The sequence below is a fragment of the Proteiniphilum sp. UBA1028 genome (assembly GCF_002316955.1).
GTDB lineage: Bacteria > Bacteroidota > Bacteroidia > Bacteroidales > Dysgonomonadaceae > Proteiniphilum.
In genome coordinates this window covers 2701-3742 of sequence record NZ_DCEN01000015.1, presented here as the reverse complement: position 1 = coordinate 3742, position 1042 = coordinate 2701, and the positions used below count along the sequence as shown (strand labels likewise).

1 protein-coding gene is annotated in these 1042 nt (G+C 46.4%); it reads right to left on the bottom strand.

The annotated features are described in order from the left end of the window. Positions 1-61: 61 nt before the first annotated feature. Positions 62-1042 (bottom strand): MFS transporter (locus B3Z75_RS01845; protein WP_294067170.1); only part of this gene is annotated, 981 nt, incomplete at its 5' end.

Below are 1042 nucleotides of genomic sequence, written 5' to 3'. Positions count from 1 at the left end.
GTCAGAGCCATTACCGTCTTAGTGAAGATTGTTGCAAGGGTATATCCCTTATTGATTCGCATTAACAATCAGTCTGTTTTTCTTTTTTTGATCTGCCAAATTCCGGATCCACTTTCATGAAAGGGATCAGTACCAATGTGGGTATTGTGAGAATCATAATCAGGATAAAGAAATGCTGGTATCCCAGTTGCTCCTGTATCCATCCGGCAGCCATACCAGGTAGCATCATACCCAGGGCCATGAATCCCGTACAGATGGAATAATGAGCTGTTTTATGCTCACCCTGAGAAAAATAAATCAGGTAAAGCATGTAGGCCGTAAATCCGAAACCGTATCCGAATTGTTCAACAGCCACTGCCGTATTCACCCAGATCATGTTATCGGGTTGATAAAATGCAAGGTACAGATAAGCCGCATTGGGAAGGGTGATGGCTAGTGCCATGGGCCAAAGCCAATACTTGAGCCCTTGGCGTGAAGCTAAAATTCCACCGATGATTCCGCCGAGTGTAAGGGCGATCACTCCCACTGTACCATAAGTAATGCCGACTTCGGAGGTATGTAATCCCAATCCGCCCACATCACGGCTGTCGAGTAGAAAGGGCGAGGTAAGCTTGACAAGCATCGCTTCAGCCAGTCTGTACAGTAACATGAAAGCGATGGCCAATCCTATCCCTTTTTTTGTAAAAAAAGATTGGAAAGTATTTCCAAATTCTGTTACCACTTCATGGGATGTGCGGGCCGATTTTCCGGTATCTGTGTTTGGGTAGGGCAGAACAAAACGGTGATAGACAAAAAATGCCAGAAAAATGCCTGCCAGAATGAAGAAGGTGAGGCTCCAGGCATATGGAATTTTGCCGGTCGATTTTTCCAGAAATCCTGCCAGTACTACCAACAATCCCTGACCGGTGATCGAAGCAAGGCGATAGAAGGTGCTGCGAATGCCTACGAAGAAGGATTGCTGCGAATCGTCCAGCGCTAGCATGTAGAAGCCGTCTGCAGCGATATCGTGTGTGGCTGAACTGAAAGCCATGAGCCAGAAGAA